General features: G+C 36.3%; 22 protein-coding genes. 2 read left to right on the forward strand and 20 right to left on the reverse strand.

Annotated elements, in window-relative coordinates; translation table 11 throughout:
- Positions 1–66: 66 nt before the first annotated feature.
- The 14 genes from chrA to CH364_RS00835 all read right to left on the reverse strand — a co-directional run bounded on the left by chrA (position 67) and on the right by CH364_RS00835 (position 12864).
- A complete protein-coding gene (gene chrA, locus CH364_RS00770) occupies positions 67–1236 on the reverse strand; it encodes a chromate efflux transporter (protein WP_100741732.1) in 1170 nt (389 codons plus the stop codon).
- Between the two features lie 186 nt (positions 1237–1422).
- Positions 1423–2184, reverse strand: a complete 762-nt coding sequence (locus tag CH364_RS00775; RefSeq protein WP_100741733.1) for a phytanoyl-CoA dioxygenase family protein — start codon at positions 2182–2184, stop codon at positions 1423–1425.
- 12 nt (positions 2185–2196) lie between these two features.
- Positions 2197–2808, reverse strand: coding sequence for a GNAT family N-acetyltransferase (locus CH364_RS00780; RefSeq protein ID WP_100741734.1), 612 nt, complete (start codon positions 2806–2808; stop codon positions 2197–2199).
- A gap of 189 nt (positions 2809–2997) precedes the next feature.
- Complete coding sequence (locus CH364_RS00785) at positions 2998–4614, reverse strand: copper chaperone PCu(A)C domain-containing protein (RefSeq protein ID WP_100741735.1); 1617 nt, start codon at positions 4612–4614, stop codon at positions 2998–3000.
- Between the two features lie 77 nt (positions 4615–4691).
- On the reverse strand, positions 4692–5477 hold the full coding sequence (locus tag CH364_RS00790; protein ID WP_100741736.1) for a hypothetical protein: 786 nt from the start codon (positions 5475–5477) through the stop codon (positions 4692–4694).
- 106 nt (positions 5478–5583) lie between these two features.
- Positions 5584–5997, reverse strand: a complete 414-nt coding sequence (locus CH364_RS00795; RefSeq protein WP_100741737.1) for an LIC_11090 family protein — start codon at positions 5995–5997, stop codon at positions 5584–5586.
- Positions 5998–6089: 92 nt separating this feature from the next.
- On the reverse strand, positions 6090–6875 hold the full coding sequence (locus tag CH364_RS00800; protein ID WP_100741738.1) for an ABC transporter permease: 786 nt from the start codon (positions 6873–6875) through the stop codon (positions 6090–6092).
- Positions 6872–7579: an ABC transporter ATP-binding protein gene (locus CH364_RS00805; protein ID WP_100741739.1), complete on the reverse strand. Its 708-nt coding sequence runs from the start codon at positions 7577–7579 to the stop codon at positions 6872–6874. Before CH364_RS00805 ends, CH364_RS00800 begins: the two co-directional genes overlap by 4 nt.
- The gene (locus CH364_RS00810; RefSeq protein WP_243401178.1) at positions 7576–8934 is read right to left on the reverse strand and encodes a nitrous oxide reductase family maturation protein NosD; all 1359 of its coding nucleotides are present in this window, start codon (positions 8932–8934) and stop codon (positions 7576–7578) included. Before CH364_RS00810 ends, CH364_RS00805 begins: the two co-directional genes overlap by 4 nt.
- A complete protein-coding gene (locus tag CH364_RS00815) occupies positions 8888–9274 on the reverse strand; it encodes a nitrous oxide reductase accessory protein NosL (RefSeq protein WP_100741741.1) in 387 nt (128 codons plus the stop codon). The genes CH364_RS00810 and CH364_RS00815 overlap by 47 nt, the downstream gene beginning before the upstream one ends.
- Positions 9264–9875, reverse strand: a complete 612-nt coding sequence (locus CH364_RS00820; protein ID WP_100741742.1) for a hypothetical protein — start codon at positions 9873–9875, stop codon at positions 9264–9266. Before CH364_RS00820 ends, CH364_RS00815 begins: the two co-directional genes overlap by 11 nt.
- A gap of 5 nt (positions 9876–9880) precedes the next feature.
- Complete coding sequence (nosZ, locus tag CH364_RS00825; RefSeq protein WP_100741743.1) at positions 9881–11800, reverse strand: Sec-dependent nitrous-oxide reductase; 1920 nt, start codon at positions 11798–11800, stop codon at positions 9881–9883.
- Between the two features lie 8 nt (positions 11801–11808).
- Positions 11809–12270 carry a c-type cytochrome gene (locus CH364_RS00830; protein ID WP_100741744.1) on the reverse strand — a complete coding sequence of 154 codons (462 nt, stop codon included), beginning with the start codon at positions 12268–12270 and terminating at the stop codon, positions 11809–11811.
- Between the two features lie 30 nt (positions 12271–12300).
- The gene (locus CH364_RS00835; protein ID WP_243401179.1) at positions 12301–12864 is read right to left on the reverse strand and encodes a fasciclin domain-containing protein; all 564 of its coding nucleotides are present in this window, start codon (positions 12862–12864) and stop codon (positions 12301–12303) included.
- 322 nt (positions 12865–13186) lie between these two features.
- Between CH364_RS00835 and CH364_RS00840 the strand changes: the two genes are divergently transcribed.
- Positions 13187–13624, forward strand: coding sequence for a bacteriohemerythrin (locus tag CH364_RS00840; RefSeq protein WP_100741746.1), 438 nt, complete (start codon positions 13187–13189; stop codon positions 13622–13624).
- A gap of 14 nt (positions 13625–13638) precedes the next feature.
- Here CH364_RS00840 and CH364_RS00845 read toward each other — a convergent pair whose 3' ends face one another.
- The 6 genes from CH364_RS00845 to CH364_RS00870 form a co-directional block, all read right to left on the reverse strand.
- Positions 13639–14052, reverse strand: coding sequence for a hypothetical protein (locus CH364_RS00845; RefSeq protein WP_100741747.1), 414 nt, complete (start codon positions 14050–14052; stop codon positions 13639–13641).
- 87 nt (positions 14053–14139) lie between these two features.
- Positions 14140–14550: a heme-copper oxidase family protein gene (locus CH364_RS00850; protein WP_100741748.1), complete on the reverse strand. Its 411-nt coding sequence runs from the start codon at positions 14548–14550 to the stop codon at positions 14140–14142.
- 5 nt (positions 14551–14555) lie between these two features.
- A complete protein-coding gene (locus tag CH364_RS00855) occupies positions 14556–14969 on the reverse strand; it encodes a hypothetical protein (protein ID WP_100741749.1) in 414 nt (137 codons plus the stop codon).
- A gap of 21 nt (positions 14970–14990) precedes the next feature.
- Positions 14991–15473 (reverse strand): hypothetical protein, encoded by a 483-nt coding sequence (locus tag CH364_RS00860; protein ID WP_100741750.1) that lies wholly within the window; start codon positions 15471–15473, stop codon positions 14991–14993.
- 11 nt (positions 15474–15484) lie between these two features.
- Positions 15485–16882, reverse strand: coding sequence for an OmpP1/FadL family transporter (locus tag CH364_RS00865; protein WP_100741751.1), 1398 nt, complete (start codon positions 16880–16882; stop codon positions 15485–15487).
- A gap of 48 nt (positions 16883–16930) precedes the next feature.
- Positions 16931–17431 carry a hypothetical protein gene (locus CH364_RS00870; protein WP_100741752.1) on the reverse strand — a complete coding sequence of 167 codons (501 nt, stop codon included), beginning with the start codon at positions 17429–17431 and terminating at the stop codon, positions 16931–16933.
- Positions 17432–17556: 125 nt separating this feature from the next.
- Here CH364_RS00870 and CH364_RS00875 point away from each other — a divergent pair, with 125 nt between their 5' ends.
- Positions 17557–18810, forward strand: coding sequence for a U32 family peptidase C-terminal domain-containing protein (locus tag CH364_RS00875; protein WP_100741753.1), 1254 nt, complete (start codon positions 17557–17559; stop codon positions 18808–18810).
- The last annotated feature ends 118 nt before the right edge of the window (positions 18811–18928 follow it).

The raw sequence follows: 18928 nt of genomic DNA on the forward strand, positions 1-18928 counted from the left end.
AAAACATCTGGGAAATCAATGACTAATTTAAGCCAAATCCTTTAAGCTTTTGAACCATTTAGTTTTCTAATAAATGAAAAAACTAATTAAAACTGTAGCAAGTACCACGATCCATGAAGGTGTTTTCCAAAATTCCAAAAACAAAAAACCAGTGATAACCAAGGCAAAATCTTTAGGTGAAAAAATTGCATTTGTCCAGACAGGTTGGTAAAGTGCTGTGAGTAAAATTCCTACTACAGCTGCATTGATTCCTAACATGGACTTACGAATATTGGAATTACTTCGGAGTTTTTCCCAAAATGGTAAAACCCCCACAATCAAAAGAAATGAAGGTAAAAAAGCAGCCACCAAACAAATGATAGCTCCCAGCCAGCCGTTAGGTTCTACGTTTGAGACTGCACCCAAATAACCACTAAAGGCAAACAATGGACCGGGGATAGCATTTGAGATTCCATAACCCGCTAAAAAAAGATCGTTATTTACCCAACCAGAAGGAACAACTTCTGCTTGCAAAAGAGGAAGTACCACATGCCCACCACCAAACACTAGTGCACCTGCTCGATAAAAACTATCAAACAATTTGATTGTTTGATTTGGAACTATTTCTCTAAGGAATGGAAGAAAGAATAATAATAGAAAAAATAAAACTAAGAGAATATAACCTATAGTTTTATTTCCTTTATGTAGTGATTCATGTGGGAGGTCAGAAGATGATTTGAGGAAAAAAATTCCAAATATTCCAGAAACAAGTAATATTAAAATTTGTAAAGCGGCAGAACTAAAAAAAAGTAAAATAACGCTTGTTACTATGGCAATTGTGATACGTTCTTTATCAGGGCAGAGTTTTTTTCCCATACCTAAGATGGCCTGTGCAACTACTGCCACCGCTACGACTTTTAATCCATGAAGCCAATGAGCGTGTTTAGTAACATCTAAAGTAGATATCCCAAGTCCCAAAAGAATTAGAATGATAGCCGATGGCAAAGTAAAACCAATCCAAGAAAGAATGGAACCAAGAAGACCTGCCCTTGAAAGTCCAATCGCCATCCCCACTTGGCTACTTGCTGGCCCTGGTAAAAATTGACAAAGCGCCACTAAATCGGCATAAGCATGAGCGCTAATCCATTTTTTTTTAGTTACATATTCATCATGAAAATAACTCAAATGGGCAATAGGACCACCAAACGAAGTACAGCCGAGTTTGAGCGCAGTAAAAAATACTTCAAAATATTTCATCGTTTCTGATTCCTTTTTTAATTGGGGTAAACTCTTGTTTTCTCTTTAGAGTGGGGCGCCTCAATTTGATTTAACATCGAAAATTGTTTTATCATTCGACCGCGCCTTCCGTTCCAATCTTTCCCTTCGGGAAAGGATTTCCGCTGCAGTCGCTGGCGCAAGAAGGATTCAATGTTGATTCAATCATTATATCAAATGAAAAATTTCTCGCATTTTTTGATTTTGGAATTTGTAATCTTTGTCTGGAAAATGTTCCCAGAGTTCGGCAGTTTCTTTTTTTTCCGGAAAATTTGTGTATAAGATATCAAAGGAAAAACGATTTGAATCGTAGTTTCCTTTGTGGATGAGATGAGCAGAAAATACAAGTAAGTCTCCTGGATTGTGTGGGATAAGGATTTGGTTGGCTAGATTTTCGTGATTTTTTTTTCCATCTAGTTCCAAACGTATTTTTCTTTCTTCATTTGTGTCCCAACGTTTGTGAGATCCCGGAACCAACCAAATGCCTGGATCTTTTTCTAAAGGTATTCGAAAGTGCCAAACAAAATCCTTTTGAATTCGATCGTACTGTTTCTCTTCCGAGATACCCAAATATTGTATATCCCTATGCCAATAAGGAAGTTTGTTTGGATCTTCTGGATTAAAAAAAATTTGTGTATTGAGAAAGTAAGCGGAGCCATCAAAAACGGTATCACAAATTTCGAGAAGAGCCTCCGAACCAATAAACTCAAAAAGTATCCTTCGATCTTCTTTATTCTTTGTGAATTTATTAGAAGTTAGGTAAGCACTATTTATATTTTTAGGGTGATTCAATTCCTTTGACCATTCTGCATTGGACCGAAGGAGGATCTCTTTCAATAAATGAACAGTTTCCAAGGGAATGTAATTCGAAAACAAATGGTAACCAAAAGTTTCTAATTGGTATTTTGTTTCCTTTGAGATACTATCCATAAGAACGAAAAATTAAATTTGTTTTTCCATATAGTGGTGTGAAGGAATGATCCCTTCCCAACCTAACGGATGCCTCGTTTCTTTGATTTCAAAACCTAATTTTTGATAAAGGGAAATAGCAGGTTTGTTTTCTGCAGAAACATCTAAGGAAATTTTTTTAAATTTTGTATCCTTTGCAATTATATATTCAATTAACTGTTTTGCGATTCCTTTGTTTCTTTCCGTCTCCGATACAGCAATATGACCTAAGTACAAACATCCCGATTTCGGCGGTTGGATGATCGTTTCTGTTTTGAGACCTCTTGCCATGACCTTGGGTGCATTCCATTTGTAAATTGAAAGGATACGAAGTGCCGTTCCAGCCGTTAAGGCCAAAAAACTTGGTTGGGTATAGGAAAGTATAGAACCAACCACTTTTCCATTTATTTCAGCCACATAATGATTGGTATACGAGACTGTGTTTCCTCGTTTCACGTAAGATGAGTTTAAAAAATCAAAGGACGTTTTTTTTCCTTCGTCAAAAACAAAAGTCCACGCCTTGGGGCCAGAAGAATAGATGAGAGGAACAATTGTTCCAACATCTTTTGGAGAGGCATTACGAATGGTTAGATTTGAATTTGTCATAAGAAAAAAGAAAGTGAGTCCTTAGATAAAAATATAAATTTATCCAAATTTTTTTATCATCTACTTGGTTCGTCAATAGAGAATTTTTGGTAACCTTGCGCCCCGGATCAAAGCGGAAATCCTTTCCTGAAAGGAAAGATTGCAGCGACGAGCCGGAGATGTGCGCCCAAAAAAAACAGGACCTAAATTTTAAAAAGTAAACGAAGCAAATACATTGATGAGTTCTCTCGTTGCCAATTGGGGGCCATTTAAGTTTTGATGAAATGGTTTTCCATACTCAAAACCAAAACGAGCTCCTTGAAAAATTCCACTTGTGACAAGGAAGTTTATACCAATGAGTAGGTCACTCCGCATTCCGCCTTGGCGATAAGGATCATTTTGTGGATCCATCTTTGGATCAAGAGTCGCATCCATACCTTGGAGGTTTAACCACCTTTGTTTTGCTACACGAAGAGAAAAGGATGTTGTTTCATGTACAAGGAATGATAACCATCCAGAAATTTCATATCGATTTCCGAACCTATAGTTATTATCATTTTTTCCAATTCGTAAACTGGCTTGTGATTGCGCACCCCAAGAAAACCTCTTGTAGTTTCCGTTATACGAAAGTTGAGGTAATAAACTATATGTTCCAACACCCGGTTGCATATTGTAGGGAACTTTTTGTTTTCCCATCATTGGCATATTGTCTCTTTCATCTATAGAACCAGTTGGAAGAGAAATCCCCATTCCTGTAAAAAAGTTTTGATGTTCTGTTTTTAACAATCGATAAGCAGTACTAAAACTTACATCACCAATCCCTGCAGAACTCATGGGGGCACGATCAAAATTGCTAGATAACATAGTCATTTTGTTTTTAACTGCAGGAACCATAAACATAATCATCCATTTGTCTGAAATGGAAGTCATTGCACTCACCATATTCATTTCCATAACCATATCAGTGGGAACTGACATGTAATTATATTTGTTAGGTGATAAAACGGGAATGGTGGTTCCTATGGGAGAGCTAGTTATCAAACTTCCTGTTGGCATGGCTACAGTTGGATCTGTAAATGGCAAATATAATGTTCCAAGATCACTGAGCCCGCTGGTTCCGGATTGTAATCCCCACATTTTCATTCCCATATATCGATAATCAATCATCCATTTTCCTTTTTCATGGATATGTGGATTCATGATTCCCGCCGGTGCTAACATATCTGCACGGTTGTGGTGTTCGTGTCCTTCGTGATTAGAATGGTCATGTTCCGAATGGTCTTCGTTAGGTTGTTCATTCGGATCATAATTTGTCATGTCGGTTTCATCAGCATTTTGCGAAACACTGTTTGTAAGTCCCGTTTCCTCTTTTTTGAATGAAGAGGAATTACTTTTATTGTTCTGTTCTTTGTTCGGTAAGGAAGTTTCTACAGATACATTGGTTTGTACTTCGGATCCATCGGAAAAAACAAAACGAAAAGGAATGGATTCTTTTAATTTTAGCGGTGATTTGATTCCAAAGAGCATAATATGAAATCCTCTTGGAGTGAGATGGGTGATACCATTTTTCGGAATTGTAATTTCGGAAATCGGAACCATTTTCATTCCCGAGTCAGATGGTAACATTGTAAATAACTCTACGCGATCAGCAATGTTTGATTTGGCTTGGATTAATTTTTTTTCAACGTTGGTTCCATTGTTTAAAGTTAGGTAAACTACAGAAGTAGATGAAGGTGTATATTTGATATATGCATTTTCAACTTTAACCTCCTTTGCAAGTAGAGGAGTCGTGATAAGAAAAATAATGAGTAAGTTTTTTAGTTTCATTTGAGTGATTTGTCCTTTTCCAAAAAATCATACTGGCTACTAAATTCACCAGTATGACAAGTGTTTGGAGAGAGAAATTACATTTCTGTATTTGATACTATGGAACCGACTGTAAATGAAGTGATGGTAACTCCATTCAATACAAAACCCAATCGATTTCCGCCTGTATACACGGGAACATTCATCATTTGCATGATCGGATAGTAAGACATTGATCCTCTTTCAGTCTCAGTGACTTCCGAACATGGTTTGTTGAAACCATTTAAGAATCTTGAACCACCCATTGTATACTGAAAGTCTAAACAAAAAGTATGATTGGTTCCTACTGCTGGGATTGGTGCAGTAACTGATCCACCTTTACCTGTATTGCCGAATACATTTGATGCATTTTTATATTGAGTTTGTGCACCAGCAATCAAACGATAAGTCGGGCCACTTAAAGGACTACCTGTACCATAACCAATGATATCTAGGGTGCTTGATGTGGAGTTCATAATAAAAGAAATTTCGATATTGGTTCCTCCTTTGTTCGTTGCTAACATTACATCGTTATTTGTAAATAATACAGAAGCGTTACTTTGTCCTGTGGCTCCTTTTGAAATTCCGCTTTGAGATAAACCTAAATTGCTAAACCCTGCTTCGTCACAAGCAGAGATAGAATATTTTGTGCGTGGTTTACTTTCCACTTGAGTGAGGTTACTTGTAATAGCTGTCGTTGAAGAAATCGAACAACCTGGGTTGGTATTTGCTGCAACTAGAAGAGACAGTAAATTTGAAGTGTTGTTTGCTTCTGTATTTTTTGCCAAACTACATTGCAATAATACTAAACATACAAGAAAGACGGATAATAAATTCTTAAACATAAAATTACCTTTGTATAAAATTCCAAGGACTAAACTTTTTTGATTCGTTTGCCTAATTGATTTTAAATTGTTCCTTCAGAAAGGAACAAACCTCATTTCATTATCTTTAGGAATGGAGATTTCTTGGTGGTTTGTAAGGTAAGTGTGCGAATCCGTTCCGTAGGTGGGCGTTAGGTTGGAACGCAAAGAAGATAACTTCATAAGTGATAAGAGGATTGAATTTTGTTTCTGTAGCAAAACTTGGGTTCATGGATTGCGATTGCAGAACCTTGGTTGCTGATTTTTTTTTCGCACAGGAACAAACGTGGGGACCAGCATCTTTTGTTAGATGACAAACGATTCGTTTAGAAACAGGTGAATCCTCTTCTTTGTGAATTTCGTTTTTGGAACCATGGTTACAATGACAGACCATGGAAAGTTGGTACATTGATTGGGCAAGTAATCCTGTTTCCAAAAATAGGATTTTACCTATAAAAGGAAGTAAGATCAAAACCGAGGCAATTTGTAACCAACGTTTCATGGTGATTGAATATCATTCTAATAGGTCCCTTTTTGTTTTTCAATGATCTAAATCAAGTGCCGTCAATTAACTCAATTGATAAAAATCATGTTTCAAAAATTTCTTTTTTGGAATCGTTTGAAAGAAATGAGAAGTGGAATACTAATCCATAGAGATAAAAACAAAATGGTAATTCCCAAAACACCATACAAACCAAGTTGTTTTAATAGGATTGCTCCGGAAAATCCAAGTAAAGCCGATGAACTAGTTTGTAGAATTAGAAGAATTCTGATTAAGTCGATGGGGTTGAGTAGGATTACGATGAGAGATGGAATCTCTATTGGATAATCACCTAAATACAAACTAAAGATAAATACCAAAGCATCAAAGAAAATAAAAAAGTACAACCAAACTAATAAGGATACAGTTAAAACAATTTCACCTCTTCTGATAAAAGAAGAAATTAAAAATGCGATGGCAACGAAGATACAAGTTAGGAAGATTCCAAAAATCAGTAACTCAAAAAATAAAAAAAGATATTTGGGATCATTAGAGAAAAGAAATATACCAGGAATTCCGAGACCGAATAACAAACCTAAGGAGAGAGAGATGGTAATTCCAAAATATTTGCCTAAAAAAAGTGAACTTCTGCTGACTGACTTGGAAAGTAACACTTCAGCGAATGGCATTGATTCTAAAAAAGACATACCTGAGAATGTGATGGAAAATAGAGGAATGACAATGAGTGTTAAGTTCATTGTACTGACAAGCAACCGAATTCCATTTTGATCTCCAAAAAAACTTAAGATCATCATTACAAGAACAAGTAAACCTGAGTATATAAACACCCAGCGACTTCGTATATTTTCTTTGATTTCGAAAAATAAAATTTCTTTCATGGTTTTGTTTTGTATTCCTCATTCCAGAAATTCATCAATGCCTGATCTAAATCGGTTTTGTTGTTTTTTCTTAAGAAATTTTCTGGAGAATCATCAATAAGAATCGATCCTTCTGATAAAAGAAGAAACCTATCTGCTAACTCTTGTAGTTCTTTTAATATATGAGTTGAAAAAATAACAAGAGAACCTTCTTCTTTCTTTTCTACCAAAAGAGATTTTAATAAATGCGAAATATATGGATCTAAACTTGCAGTGGGTTCGTCGATGACATAGAGATCTTTTTTGGAGGAAAAACATTGGAGGATACTAATTTTTTGTTTGGTTCCACCAGATAGAGATCCAATTTTTTTGTCCATGTGATTGTGTAACTCTAAAATGGATAAAAGGTTTTGAAATCTTTCTTCTTCCACTGGTTCTAGTTTTTTAAAAAAGGAAATTAGTTCGGCTACTTTAATATTTGTTGGGAAACGCGGAGTTTGAGGCATATAACCGATGGTATTTGGTGTTCCATTTTGGTTTTGGAATAAAATTTGTCCAGCCACTGGTTGGACAAGACCAAGAATCCCTTTGATTAGAGAACTTTTTCCTGAGCCATTGGGACCTATGATGGATACAATGTTACCAGATTCTGTTCGAAAATTTACATCTTTTACAGCAACAGAATTTCCTCCATAACTGATGGTAAGATTTTTTACTTCTATCATATTCTTTCCTTCATCCTTGGATGTTGGTCTTCAAATTCGATTGGTGTAACTATTGGAAATGCTTTTTCGATTCCTTGCAAAAATAGAACCACTGGTGATTCATAAAGTACCATAAGGAATGGATACACAGCAATCCAATACCCAAAAAAATGTATCGTTTTGTGTGGTATATCACCAATTTGATCTTTATCTAAATCATATCCCTCGTAGTGGTCCCAATAATTTTTGGAAAAAACATTGGTAGTTGATTTTGTGTTCGTGCTAATATCAAAAACATTTTTTATAAAATTGTTATCAATGATTTTGTTATAATCTGTATTTCCAAGAATTTTAATCCCCCATCCGTTATCGATAAAATCATTGTTTTGAAAGTTAATATTGGTAATTCCATCGGCAAAAACAGCGATTGTATTTCCTTCAAACCGATTTTTGGATAGTGTACTGTCGGCAATGTCCTTTAATAAAATTCCATTGGAACTTTCTCCCCAGTTATCCAAAAATTCATTTTTCTCCATATTGATGTCTTTGCTATACATCACCGCAACACCTGCGGAATTATTTTTAAAAATGTTTTTGTTGAATTGGTTATGACTTGAAAACATAAAATGCATTCCGTAACGAATGTTTTCTTCTGATTCATTTCCTTCGATTTCTAAATGTTCAGAAAATTCTAAATATATCCCATCCCGGTGTTTTTTTAATTTGTTTCCAATGATTTTGTTATGGCTTGAAGACCAAAGGTGGATGCCATTTCCACCTAACACTTCGTTTTCTGCATTTCCTATGGAGGAATTGTTTTTGAGTGTGCAGTTTGTGGTTTCGGCTAAATAAAATCCATAAACATTGTCTTCTAAACTTAAATTTTCAAAATAACAATCTTTGACTTTTTCTGTATGAACTCCGGCAAATTCGCTTAAATCCGAGATTCCACTTCCAATGACTTTTAAATTTTGTATGCGAACTCCATTGGCATAAACTCCCAATACATGCTTTTCTTTGAGTCCATCAATCACCACACCGTTCTCTCCAATGATGGAAATGGATTTAGTAATGGGTAAAAAACCTTCTTTGTAAACTCCTGATTGGATTTTGATTGTATCGCCATTTTGGGCCATAGAGATTGCATTTTTTAAAGTATGAATCGTACAATTTGTACAAACAGAAATGGTTTTTGAAGACAAAGAACATGTAGGAAAACTTGAGATGAGTATAAAAAAGATAATTGAGAAAGAGTATTTCCATCCGAGAAGGATAAGACGATTCGTTTGATTCAGTTTAAGATTCCAATTGGTTCTACGATGAGTGAATTTACTTTTGGAAAGGAATAGTATCTTCATGAGTTTTAAAAGCGGCAAGTCCCGCTCCCATTGGCGAACGAATTTTGTCTGAATGGATGATGATGGCTTCGTTTTTAGGAATGAATTCTTTTGTATCTAAATAGTTAGTAACCCAAACATCTTTTATTTTCAAATCATTTTGTTTCTGAAATTGTTCCATACATTCAATGGCATCGAAATGGTATCTTTTACCTTTGTATGTAATGAATTGAGTATGAAACCTCATATCTACAATGGACATGGAGCAGTGACTACATTTAACTTCACCCACTGTTAATGGTTCTGGGCGAACATCCCCACAGCCCACGAGTGCGACTGTGAGGAAAATGCAAATTAGTGTTAAACTCTTAAACTGCATTTGTTTTTTTCCTTCGATTTTCATCCCAAAGAATATATACTAATACAGCGAGACTTAGTCCAAGAATGATACCACCATAAGAAGGATAACTACAAGCAGTAATATTTAACATTACCTTGCAGCCAAGAAGTGGCGGTTGGTAAGCCATTCCTTCCACGATGATTGGTGCTTCTGGATTTAAGTTGTGTCCATAGTTGTATTCCCATCTCCAAAAATCAGAGAGCCCAACAAGACCTACGATGATCAAATTGATAATCCCAAGAATCGCCATTCCCACTTTGGGATAGAGTTCTGTGATAAATGCACCAAAGATCAGATAACCAAGAACATACGGCATAAAAAGAAGTTCAGGAATAGATTCTGAAACAATTTCCTGCATACCAATGTAATGGTTTAGAAGATTGATGTTTTTGAGATCGTAAGGTGTGGCACCAGTGATTTTGTTAATCCAAATTTGCATTCCGAGTCCTTCAGGATACTGTGGAGCGGAAATTGAAATGGACCAAATAGGAATTAAATAAACTAAGATGAGAACCAAACCGACCCCTAGGATTAGGAGCCGGTTTCTTTTACTTAACGTTTGGAAAAGTAAAGTTTTCATATAGGTTATGGATTTACTCGGATGTACTGTTGCATCTCTTGGTGGAGTGCAGAACAGAAATCAGTGCAATAGAAAGGATACACACCAGGTTTTGGTGCTACCCATTTGAAAGTTCTAGTTTCACCTGGCATGATAAGAAGGTTAGTCATGTTAGGTGCTCCACCGATTGCAAATCCGTGAGGAATGTCATAATCTTGTTCCAAGTTGGTTACGTGGAAGTATAAAGTTTCCCCAGTTCTTGCTTCAATGATATCCGGTTTAAAATGGGAACGAATCGCAGTCATGTAGATGTGGATTGTACTTCCAAGTCTAACGATCCTTGCATCGTTTTCATTTTTAGTCGCGTATGGATGTTTGTTTTCTTCTAATGGGAAGAGTTTCGCAGTTTTATCCATAATTAACTTTGCTGGAATCATTTGTGAATAGTGTGGTTCTCCTACAGTAGGGAAGTCAGACAACAACTCAGCTTTACCAGAAGAGATATCATAGAGCTGCGCACTTTGTGGTAACTCCATACCCACTGGAAGATATCTATCTTTAGTGATTTTGTTCATTGCGATTAGATATTTACCGTAAGGTTCAGTAGAACTACCACCAACGATGGATAAGTGACCTACACTATAATAAGCAGGTAAATGTTGCACCACTTCCCAAGTTCCTAGTTTCCATTTTACAACTTCTGAACTTACGAAACAAGAAGTATAAGCATACCCTTGACCGTCGAACTCAGTATGTAATGGACCAAGACATGGCTTTTGAACTTCACCAGCAAGTGTGGATTCATATTTAAGAACTGGAATTCCTTCGATTTCTGTCGAGTGGTGTTCCTTTTTGTCTTTTACTTCCATCATTTTGCTAAAGGAGTGAACTGGAATTACGGATGCTAACTTTCCGCCACCAACAATGTATTCTCCAGTAGAGTCAACGTCAGTTCCGTGTGGACTTTTAGGTGTTGGCATGTAATACATCATACCCGGACAATCTTTTGGATTTAACATCTTCACACCGCTTAACTTTGTTGAAACGGCAGGTTTGTTTTCCTCTTTGAAATTGTTTAGGTATTCACCACCAAAGTTATAAGCTTTACCTTGGTCCTTACATTCTTTCGCACGAACCCAGTTGAATGCTAAGATAAAGTCTTTATCTTTTTTAGAAGCACCAACTTCCAACATTTTATGAGCTTGTTCTGAGTTGTAACTACTGAAGAAACACCAGTCATGGGATTTCTTTTTGCCACAATGTGATAGGTCATAGTCAAAACCTGGAACAAGAACTTGTAATTCAATGGAAAGTCTTCCTGTGTTTTTATCAACTTTTACCATAGTGACAGTTCCTTTGAACCCACCTTTGGAAAAACTATCGATTGCTACACTTGCTTGTGGAATTGGAACCGAGAAACGAGTTGCAGCCATCAAATACTCTGTGTTTTCAGTAGCAAATGGGGAAGCATGGTTACCGGCAGTGTTTGGGATTTCCAAAATCTCTTTTGTTTCAAAAGATTTTAGGTCAATCCTTGCAAGCCTTGGTGTGTTGTTTGCGTTAAGGAACATCCAACGACCATCTTGTTTACCATCAGTCATAGATGCTTCTATGTGATGGCTATCATCCCAAGGCACATAACCATGAGTTGTTTTTAACATGTCTTTAGTTTCTTCATCAAACCCATATCCGTTTTCAGGAAAAACAGAGAATACGGGAATGATTTTGAAAAGTCTTGCAGATGGAATTCCGTAAACGGACATCTGACCACTAAATCCACCAGACAAAAAGGCGTACACTTCGTCCTTTTCTCCCGGAGCCACATACACTCTGGAAGCAGCATCGGAAGCTAGAGTTGCCGTTGCTGCACCTTTTTTGCAATTCGGAACGAATGCAAAAAGAGCGATTCCAAGTGTAACTAGTATTAAATTTGATTTTTTTAACATATCGTTACCTATTTTAAATCCATCTTACGGAAGTACTCGAGGATCTCTCGCGCTTCTTCTTCCTTTATATTTTGAAATGTCATCTGAGTTAAGTGTTCACCGATTAACTCTTGTCCAATGGGATCTTTTTGAGTCATCTCAATTGGATTTAGAATCATATTCATAATCCACTCTGGAGTTCTGCGGAGTGTTACATCCTGAAGAGCAGGTCCTACAACCTTTTCTTCAAATTTGTGACAAGCGGAACACTTGGCTTCAAATTGTTTTTTACCACGATCTGCCATAACCTGGTCTAAAGCACCGATGGTTACAGAAGTTACCGGTCCTATTCCCTTGGAACCAGCGTTAGATGTTGGTGTTTCCTCAGTTTTTTCTCCTCCACAGGATATGATTGTCATTGATACGAAGAGTCCGATTAAGATTCCGAACTTCATTCGGAAAGATACTCCGTTTATTTTTGAAAGGTTCATTTTAAATACTCCTTGGTATTTGATTACTTATCATTTCTTTGCAGGCGGTAATAACACCGAGTCTATCACATGAATGATTCCGTTTGCTGCTGGAATGGATGCAACAACGGTTGCTCCATTGATCATTACCTTTCCATTTTTTACGGAAACTTTTGTGTGACCTCCATTCGCCATACCGAGTTCATCATCCTTACCAGTGTACTCAGATTTCAATAGGGATTCTGTTAGGTTACCGACTACGACATGGTACTCTAATATGTTCTTCAAAGCATCTTTTTGGCTTGGTTTTAGAAGATCATCCACGGTTCCTGCTGGTAACTTTGCAAAAGCATCGTTTGTTGGTGCGAACACAGTGAACGGTCCTTGGTTAGCAAGGGAATCCACGAGGCCGGCAGCTTGAACAGCAGCGACTAGTGTTGTATGCTCTTTGGAACCTACAGCAATTTTTAGAACATCTTGTTGTGATTTGTCATCTGCGACTGCAGAAATCCCTTTGCCCGCATCGGAATCATCAGATTTTCCGCAAGATGCACCGGCTAATGAGAGACAGGTGACTATCGTGATCATTGTGAATTGAAAAATTTTTTTGTTCATTGGATACCGCCCACTTATTGGTTCACTGTCCATTGAATGCCATAAAGAAGGATTGTGTATTGATCTAGATCAAGATGGTTCGAATCATTTGTGTTGATAATTGTCAATTAGGGGATGAGCAGCCGAAGTGTGTTTCGTATGAAAAACGGGAAGATACGTTCCTTGGCCGAATCTCTGTCGGTTTAGAGCTCCTGTAAAAATAAAGTTAGAATGATTCTTATTCTAAGAAAAGCTTTAGTGAAACCTATAGTTTCCAAGTGGTTCGGATTATTCACTTGTCCTCTCGGTGTGCTACAAAAACCTGAAAGAACGAGGTTTCCTCATGGTTACAAAGTGGGATTCGAAATACGAAACAAATATCTCAGAGATTGATTCTCAACATAAAAAACTCTTTCGATTGATTAATAATATTGAAACAGTTTACGATGAAAACAAAGAACATCTGTCTGCAAAATCCAAAATACTTTTGGATGCAGTTTCTGAGTTAGAAGATTATACACTCAGTCATTTTTTAATTGAAGAACGTGTGATGGAGTTAAACCAATACCCAGAATTGGAAGCTCATAAAAAACAACACGATAAGTTCACCGATAAAATTTTAGAATTAAAGAATCGTCTGACTTCAGGGACTCTTCTTTCCAATGATGTGGAGCTAAACCAGTTCTTTGGAGACCTTCTGAATTTTTTGAGAGCTTGGCTGACAAATCATATTCTAAAAGAGGATATGGATTATAAACCGTATATAAAATTCAATATTTAGTTTTTATACTTTGTTCATTCAAAGTATAACGGATATTTTGATATTTTTTCGATAAGGTTTGATTTTGCTTTTTTAGCTAAATTGATATCATTACCTTTCATTGTATGTACCTCTTCTAATAATAAATTGATATATTTATGTAATTCTTCATGTCCTTGTCCTGTCATTGTACATGAAGATAGAATTTCATTGATAATCGACGTGATTTGTTCTGCTTGTTTATGATATTCTTCTATAGCCTCTTCAGAATTTGCATGGTGAAATAGTTCGTTCATCTTCTGAAAACCTATCCTTGTAGATTCGTCGGCCACCCAAGGTTTACCATTTTCTAATTCTGGAAGTTTTGAGCCCGAGTGTTCGTGGCATGAGTAGGTCATGCTGATTAGGCATAAAATAAAACTATATATGATAGAACGGGAAAACTTCATGATACAAACTACCATTCTTGTTTCAGGAAAAAATTGATCTAAATCAATTGTGATTATTTTTTTAATAAAAAGTGGAAATGGAATTATCTATTTGTTGTAGGAAAACACGCGCACCCAAGCTAACTTCAAAAATGTAACTAAACCTAAAAAAATTAGAAATTTTCCAAACAATGCTAAAGAATCAAAAGGAAAAATAAACTTTGTCATTAAAAATAAAACCAAACCCAGGTTATAACTATAAAATAGAAACCAAATTTGCCAGGTGGAACCTCTCGGTTGTTCGGATAGAAACTTGGGAAACATCCAATAGGCAGTTCCCATAATTAACTGAATCAAAAATCCCCAAATTAGAATTGAATAATGAAGCGGAAGAACTCTCCAAATTTCTGGATCTAAGGCAAATGCTTTATTGATCATTAAGAGAGCCCCTAATGAAGATCCTATCATTAAATAAATAAGGGAAACTCGAATCAACCAAACGGATGGAAGAGGAAACATAAAATTTATTTTTTCCCTTGTGGTTCTAACCTTGGCCAAATTTCCAAAACAAAACAAAGAATTCCTAATAATTGAAAGAAGATGGAACAAACAAAAGGATAAATGGAGAGTTCTTTATGTTGATACAAAAATGGTTCAGAAACGATTCGAAGGATTAAACCCAAGTTTAAAGATAAATAGGCCGTCCAAGCAATCTTGGTTCCATTTTTAGGAGTCGGGTTTTTCCCTTTGGGATACATCCAAAGCGAAACTCCCATAATGATTTGGGTAATCCATCCGAGAGTGATCATATGCCAATAAACCGGCATTAGGTGAATTTCCCATTGTAATCCTGGGAATTCTGAAAAAGCATAAACAAGGACTCCAAAAAATAAATACAACATTCCCGATTTTATAAAGTACCTTGAAAGTTTTGGCATAAAAATCGGTTTTATATTAGATTATTTTTCATTTGTATCAACTTCTATTTTGTAACTTGCATGGCAAGCGACACAATTGCGAGTGAGTTCATCCATCTCTTTTAGTAAAGAATGGATTTCTTGTTTGTTGCGAATTTTGACAGCGATGGCATCAAATTTTTCGTGAGTTCCAAATCCCAGTTTTTTAAATTCCACGGGAAGTTTTAGTAGGATGGTTTTTTCTTGGTTCTCTAAACTTGCAACTAGTCCCATACCAACGGCATCAGCTGCTTTGGCAGCACCTTCGTAATCTTTGTCTGCAAGCCCACTTAACATACCATTTACAGCTGTGAGTAAGGCTCTCATTTCTGTTAAAACCAATTGGCGTTCTGCTGGTGTCAAATGAATGGCTGTGCGGTTGTCTAGAGAACGACTCGTACTTCCGAAATAAAAAAAATATCCTAAGGTAATGATGGTAACAAACCAAAGCCCAATCGCTAATTTCCCAATAATTTTTGAATTCATAGTTTTTCCTTTTATATATTTTGTTCCATTCCCAGATAAATACTAAAAATACTCATTTGTTTATTATATGAAAACTGGAATGGATGAATTTCTTTATTAGAAAAAACGGCATGAGATAAAGTCCAGTCGGAAGTTTTTCCACCATAGGTTTTTTTAGGAAATCCATACTCACATGCAATATGAAACGAAGTATCATTCCAAGAAATACTTCCTCCCAATGCAAGATGGTGTTCGATACTGGCTCCTAACATCGGACTCACTCCACTAGCAGGAATTATATTGTTACCATAACTATAACCCATTCGGCTCATAAAACGTTCATTCCATTTGTATTCAAATCCAACTGCCAATATAGTTTGGTTTTTCCAATTTAAATTAAACTGGAAGGTATTTGTTTCTACACCGATAGGTGTTCTCATCCAAACATCTTCTAAACGAAACTTACTGGTATTAAAACTTTCGGACCAAGGAATGTATTTAATGTCAAAATCAATGATAAACTTATCTGTGCGGTAAGAGATTCCCGCTACATGTTTGTCGGGCCAAATCATATAGCGAGATACTCTCGTCCCAAATGATCTTTCCGGAGCATAACCATCTACTTTCATGGTTCCATCCATTGGTAAAAGGTTTCTGGTTGTATAAGAGTAGGCTACCCGTATGTTTTCTGTTAAATCATAAGAAGCTCCTACTTTTCCTCCCATCGTATAAGCGGAATCACTTTGGTAACGAATTCCACCAGGAATTGTAAGGCTTCTTGTTTCGTCTTGGTAGGTTCTTTTTAATTCCATAAACCCATAAACAAAATCTATCCCTGCTCCAATGGCGAAGTTACCTTTTTTGTAACCGGCACCAAACGTGGATTTCATGGTCATAAACTTAAAATTCAAATCTTCTACAGTTTTTGTACTTTCTCCAATGATGGGAATGTTCAATCCAAAAGTTTCATTCAGAGTTCTTCCATCGGGAGTATTACGTTTGATGTTTTTAAATTGGCCACCGCCGCCGCCTTGAGCATAAAGAGCAAATCCAATGCTAATATTATCGGTGACTGGCTTTATGACACCGATATAGGGAAGAACTGCCCTCGGATGTTCCACAGTTGCATTTCGATAGGAACGATTGGGGTCTGGATCGATGTATTCATCATTGTATTCGATGGTCGGAAGATGAATCGCAGAACCTAACTCCCATTTTGTTCTTTTAACTCTTGCTAAATGAGAAGGATTGGATTCTAAATCCATCACAGATCCTCCGACTGCTTGGAAGGCTCCTCCCATTCCCGCTTGTCTGGCACCAAAAGCAGGTTGCATGATTCCGTGAAAGGCTTGGATTTCCTTCTGCGGAAGGCTTGGCTCCAAGATTAGAATTAGAATGAAAATAGTTATGAAAATGCGACTCGAAATCATTTGTTTCAGGGAATGAAGGCCTCTGGCACTGTCAAGGGGAATAAATGACTAGAAAATCGAGAACCCTCTGGAAACGAAAATTCCAAAGATCGCAATGGTAACTGAAACGAGTAGGTTAAATCTTCCGAAAAATGAAGATGTTTTTCTATACCGTTCAAAACGTACGGGATCGGATATTAAGTATGTAAAAGTTTTTGGTCCAGTGACAAAATCATGATATAAGGAAGATAAAAATAATATAGTGAACAAACCAATTTTTGTTATAAACATAAAACCAATATTAGATGTCCATAATTCCCAATTAAGTCCAGATTGGAAAAATCCTTTTTGATATAAAATTCCAGTTCCTGAAAAAATAAATACAGAAAATATATAATAAGAAATATTTCTGAATTGAATTGCTGTTAGTTGCAAGAGGCGGAGTTTTTGATCTTTTAGTTCTGGGTTTCGAATGACAGGAATAAAAACAATCACATAAAATATCATTCCCCCAACCCAAATCATTGCAGAGAGAACGTGAAGGATTAAAAGTACAAAGTAAAGAAACATGATATCTTAAAATTAGAAATGAGGATTTCTTTGTCGTTTCCTTTTTACATTTAGAAACAATCTAAAAAATAAGTTATATATTTTCCCTTTTCGAAAACGGGATTCTTTTGGGATTGGTATTGTATATGTCCCAGATTCGAAACATTCCAGAATTGTTACTCCCTGCAGGAAATTTAGAAAAATTAGAAATTGCTTATCTTTATGGTGCGGATGCAGCTTACTGTGGAGTGCCTCGGTTTTCATTACGAGCGAGGGAAAATGAATTTACGATGGAGGCTTTGGAAAAGGGAGTTTCGATAGCAAGACAACTTGGTAAAAAAATTTATTTTACTGTAAACAACATTCCAAGAAATTCCAAACTTCCTTCATATCCAAAGTATTTGGATCAAATGGCTGCATTAAAACCAGATGCTTTGATTATGGCAGATCCTGGGTTGATCCTTTTGACAAAGGAAGCTCATCCTGAAATTGACATCCATATTTCTGTTCAAACCAATACAATGAATTATGCTGCAGTTCGATTTTGGAAACAGTTTGGTGCGACTCGAGTGATTCTTTCCCGTGAAGTATCTATTTCTGAAATTGCAGAAATTAAAAATCACGTTCCTGATATGGAAATCGAAGTGTTTGTTCATGGATCGATTTGTATTGCACATAGTGGTCGTTGTTTTATGAGTAATTATTTTAAAAAACGGGATGCCAATCAAGGTTCTTGTAATAATGCATGTCGTGACTTGTATAAAGTGTATGTCACAAATCCCAAACAGAATGATGAGCCAATGGAACTCATTACAGATGAAGAAGGAACTTTTTTGATGAATTCGAAAGACTTACGTGCCATCGAATTTTTACAAGAGTTATGTGATGCTGGTGTTGATTCTTTGAAAGTAGAGGGCCGAACTAAAAATGATTATTATGTGGGAATGGTCGCACGTAGTTATCGACATACATTAGATAACATTGCACGTGGCAAAGGGTTTGATCGGAAGTGGTTAGAAGAATTGGATAAAGTTTCTTCCAGAAAATATTTTTCTGGTTTTTTAACTCGTGGGATGGAAGACAGAGTTCCCGAAGAAGAACAAAATTTTCAAAACAATGAATTTGGAACTAGTTTGCAAATGAACCAAAAGTATGCAGGTTTTGTAAAAGAGTATAAACCAGATACAAAACGAATTGTCATTGAAGTTAAAAATAAAATCCAAAAAGGCGATTTGATGGAAGTCATCACAGCCATTGATTCTAATCCCGCAACCTTTACAGTAGATCAAATTTTTTATAAACAAAATCCAGTCGAAGTGATCAGTGGTGGGATGGGAACTGTGGAGTTGGAAGTTCCTTTTGCCATTCCTTCCCGATCATTTTTAAGTAAAAAGGTGTAGTTTATTAACCAGATCCAACGCGAAAGGGATTGCAGCGAAAAGCCCGGTCCAACACCTTTTGGTGTTGGATTCGCCCTAAAACTTGAGAAACTTTTTCATGAGAACTGTTAAGTCTAAG

The organism is Leptospira harrisiae, from assembly GCF_002811945.1.
Taxonomy (GTDB): Bacteria; Spirochaetota; Leptospiria; order Leptospirales; family Leptospiraceae; genus Leptospira_A; species Leptospira_A harrisiae.

Coding starts and splice junctions, on each gene's coding strand:
- chrA (WP_100741732.1), bottom strand. CDS start 1,236: ATGAAATATTTTGAAGTATTTTTTACTGCGCTCAAACTCGGCTGTACT.
- CH364_RS00775 (WP_100741733.1), bottom strand. CDS start 2,184: ATGGATAGTATCTCAAAGGAAACAAAATACCAATTAGAAACTTTTGGT.
- CH364_RS00780 (WP_100741734.1), bottom strand. CDS start 2,808: ATGACAAATTCAAATCTAACCATTCGTAATGCCTCTCCAAAAGATGTT.
- CH364_RS00785 (WP_100741735.1), bottom strand. CDS start 4,614: ATGAAACTAAAAAACTTACTCATTATTTTTCTTATCACGACTCCTCTA.
- CH364_RS00790 (WP_100741736.1), bottom strand. CDS start 5,477: ATGTTTAAGAATTTATTATCCGTCTTTCTTGTATGTTTAGTATTATTG.
- CH364_RS00795 (WP_100741737.1), bottom strand. CDS start 5,997: ATGAAACGTTGGTTACAAATTGCCTCGGTTTTGATCTTACTTCCTTTT.
- CH364_RS00800 (WP_100741738.1), bottom strand. CDS start 6,875: ATGAAAGAAATTTTATTTTTCGAAATCAAAGAAAATATACGAAGTCGC.
- CH364_RS00805 (WP_100741739.1), bottom strand. CDS start 7,579: ATGATAGAAGTAAAAAATCTTACCATCAGTTATGGAGGAAATTCTGTT.
- CH364_RS00815 (WP_100741741.1), bottom strand. CDS start 9,274: ATGCAGTTTAAGAGTTTAACACTAATTTGCATTTTCCTCACAGTCGCA.
- CH364_RS00820 (WP_100741742.1), bottom strand. CDS start 9,875: ATGAAAACTTTACTTTTCCAAACGTTAAGTAAAAGAAACCGGCTCCTA.
- nosZ (WP_100741743.1), bottom strand. CDS start 11,800: ATGTTAAAAAAATCAAATTTAATACTAGTTACACTTGGAATCGCTCTT.
- CH364_RS00830 (WP_100741744.1), bottom strand. CDS start 12,270: ATGAACCTTTCAAAAATAAACGGAGTATCTTTCCGAATGAAGTTCGGA.
- CH364_RS00835 (WP_243401179.1), bottom strand. CDS start 12,864: ATGAACAAAAAAATTTTTCAATTCACAATGATCACGATAGTCACCTGT.
- CH364_RS00840 (WP_100741746.1), top strand. CDS start 13,187: ATGGTTACAAAGTGGGATTCGAAATACGAAACAAATATCTCAGAGATT.
- CH364_RS00845 (WP_100741747.1), bottom strand. CDS start 14,052: ATGAAGTTTTCCCGTTCTATCATATATAGTTTTATTTTATGCCTAATC.
- CH364_RS00850 (WP_100741748.1), bottom strand. CDS start 14,550: ATGTTTCCTCTTCCATCCGTTTGGTTGATTCGAGTTTCCCTTATTTAT.
- CH364_RS00855 (WP_100741749.1), bottom strand. CDS start 14,969: ATGCCAAAACTTTCAAGGTACTTTATAAAATCGGGAATGTTGTATTTA.
- CH364_RS00860 (WP_100741750.1), bottom strand. CDS start 15,473: ATGAATTCAAAAATTATTGGGAAATTAGCGATTGGGCTTTGGTTTGTT.
- CH364_RS00865 (WP_100741751.1), bottom strand. CDS start 16,882: ATGATTTCGAGTCGCATTTTCATAACTATTTTCATTCTAATTCTAATC.
- CH364_RS00870 (WP_100741752.1), bottom strand. CDS start 17,431: ATGTTTCTTTACTTTGTACTTTTAATCCTTCACGTTCTCTCTGCAATG.
- CH364_RS00875 (WP_100741753.1), top strand. CDS start 17,557: ATGTCCCAGATTCGAAACATTCCAGAATTGTTACTCCCTGCAGGAAAT.